This window comes from Klebsiella sp. MS 92-3 (genome assembly GCF_000195655.1).
Classification (GTDB): domain Bacteria; phylum Pseudomonadota; class Gammaproteobacteria; order Enterobacterales; family Enterobacteriaceae; genus Klebsiella; species Klebsiella pneumoniae.
The window spans coordinates 159,050-161,732 of sequence record NZ_GL882869.1 but is presented as its reverse complement, the minus strand read 5'-3'; the positions used below and the strand labels follow the sequence as shown (position 1 = coordinate 161,732).

Here is a 2,683-nt window from a genome sequence, read left to right as displayed (position 1 = left end):
AAAAAAAAAAAAAAAACCCCCCCGCGCGGGGGGGGGGTTTTTGATGCGTTCAATCTTATTTCTTACGGGCGTATTTCAGGGAGTCCAGCGCCACGGCGAAGATAATAATCGCCCCCTTAATAATGTACTGCCAGTAAGGGTTGACGCCGATATAGGTCAGGCCGTAGTTGATGACGGTGAAGATAATCACCCCGGTCACCACGCCAAACACCGTCCCTACCCCGCCGCTGAACGATACGCCGCCCACCACACAGGCGGCGATGGCGTCCAGTTCATACATAAAGCCGAGGTTATTGGTCGCCGAACCGATACGTCCGGCTTCCAGCAGGCCGCCGAAGGCGTAGAACACGCCGGAGAGGGCATAGATCATCAGCAGGTTTAACGCTACGTTAACCCCGGAGACCTTCGCCGCTTCCGGGTTACCGCCGATAGCGAAAATGTTTTTGCCAAAGCGCGTCTTGTTCCACAGGATCCAGACAAAGAAGACGGCAATCAGCGCGTAGAAGGTAATGTAGGACAGGCGGAAGGAGCCCAGCGCCACAAACCCCTGCGCGAAATGGGAGAAGTGGCTGTCGAAGCCGGAGATCGGCGACGCGCCCACGAAGTCGTAGTACAGCGAGTTAATGCCGTACACGATGATCATGGTGCCGAGAGTGGTAATAAACGGCGTCACGTTCAGGTAGGCAATGACGATCCCGTTAATCAGGCCGATGACCGCCCCGATGGCGCACACCAGCAGGATCACCAGCGGGATCGGCATGGTCGCCATATCCGGGAATACCTTATTGGCATTATCCACCGCCTGCAGCATGGTGGCGGCAATTACCGCCGCCAGACCCACCTGACGGCCGGCGGAGAGGTCGGTCCCCTGCGTGACGATAAGTCCGGCCACGCCGAGGGCAATAATAATACGCACCGAGGACTGGGTCAGAATATTACTCAGGTTGAGCAGACTTAAAAATGTCGGATCCTGGAAAATAATAATGGCCAGCAGGACCAGAAGGACAACATATATCCCACCCTCTTTCAGGTAAGTGAGAAAACTCTTTTTATTTAACGCACTCATGTGAAGCCCCTGATCTTAAAGGTGCAATGACGCAAGACGCAGTATTTCGTTTTGCGTGGTGGTTTTAGTCTCAACAATGCCCGCGACCAGGCCGTTGCTCATCACCAGAATGCGGTCGGTAATCCCCAGCAGTTCCGGCATTTCGGAAGAAATAATAATGATCCCTTTGTCTTTTTTAGCCAGTTCGGCAATCAGCTGATAGATTTCAAACTTGGCGCCGACGTCGATACCGCGCGTTGGCTCATCCAGCATCAGGATCTCCGGCTGGGTCAGCAGCCAGCGGCCTATAATGACCTTTTGCTGGTTACCACCGGAAAGCGAGCCAATCTGCGTATGCTGACCGGGGGTTTTGACGCGCATCGAGTCAATAACCCATTGGGTATCGCTCTTCATTCGCGAGTTATCCAGCAAGCCGATGCTGTTTTTATATTTCTTAATATTGGAGATCAGCGAGTTAAACCCGATATCCAGATAGGCGTAAATCCCGGTAGAGCGCCGCTCCTCGGTCACCAGCGCAAAACCGTGGTTAATCGCCTCGTTGGCGCTGTGGTTGTTGATCTTCTTGCCGTGCAGCGTGATGGTGCCGCTGGCCTTCTCACGGATGCCGAACAGGGTCTCCACGATGTCGGTGCGTTTAGCGCCCACCAGGCCGGCGATACCGAGAATTTCGCCCTTATGCAGGTCAAAGGAGACATCGCGAATGGAGGGCTGGCGCAGCGAGGTGAGATTGCGCACCTGGAGGATCACTTCGCCCGGAGTGTTTTCGCGATCCGGAAAACGCTGGTTAAGCGAACGCCCGACCATCATGGCGATGATCTTATCCATATCCAGCCCTTCCAGCGGCTGGGTGGCGATCCACTGGCCGTCGCGCAGGATGGTTATTTCATCGCACAACTGGAAAATTTCTTCCATTTTATGCGAGATATAGACGATACCGCAGCCGCGATCTTTCAGCTTACGGATGATCTTAAACAGATGGTTGACCTCTTTTTCCGTCAGCGATGACGTCGGCTCATCCATGATGACGATTTTGGCGTCATAGGAAAACGCCTTCGCGATCTCAATCATCTGCATCTGAGATACCGATAAGGTACCGACGCGGGCGCGCGGATCGATATCAATATCCAGCTCATCAAAAATGGCCTTGGTATCCCGGTACATTTTGTCCTGATCGACAAACATGCCTTTAGTTGGATAGCGCCCGAGCCACATGTTATCCATGACCGAACGCTGTAATACCAGGTTTAATTCCTGATGCACCATCGAAATACCGTTTTCCAGGGCTTCTTTCGCCGAATGGAAATCGATCTCTTTTCCCTGAAAAAGAATGCTACCGGAATCTTTTTGATAGATCCCAAAAAGGCATTTTAATAATGTCGATTTACCGGCGCCGTTCTCACCCATTAACGCATGAATGGAGTGCGGACGAACCTTCAGGTTGACATTATCAAGAGCCTTGACGCCAGGAAACGATTTGTTGATGTTGCTCATCTCCAACAAATATTCGCCTGACCGTTCGCTATTATTGCTGACCATAGTTATACCTGGCTGCGTTCATGCAAGCCCCGTCCGGCGCACTAGCGCCAGCAGGAGTCTGGTTCTGTATCAGGAATAATC

Annotated in this window: 2 protein-coding genes; both read right to left on the bottom strand. The window is 52.6% G+C overall.

Annotated features, from left to right (window positions below; translation table 11 throughout):
* Positions 1 to 55 precede the first annotated feature (55 nt).
* Positions 56 to 1,066 carry a galactose/methyl galactoside ABC transporter permease MglC gene (gene mglC, locus HMPREF9538_RS00720; RefSeq protein WP_002912871.1) on the bottom strand — a complete coding sequence of 337 codons (1,011 nt, stop codon included), beginning with the start codon at positions 1,064 to 1,066 and terminating at the stop codon, positions 56 to 58.
* 15 nt (positions 1,067 to 1,081) lie between these two features.
* The gene (gene mglA, locus HMPREF9538_RS00725) at positions 1,082 to 2,602 is read right to left on the bottom strand and encodes a galactose/methyl galactoside ABC transporter ATP-binding protein MglA (protein WP_004175074.1); all 1,521 of its coding nucleotides are present in this window, start codon (positions 2,600 to 2,602) and stop codon (positions 1,082 to 1,084) included.
* Positions 2,603 to 2,683: the final 81 nt, after the last annotated feature.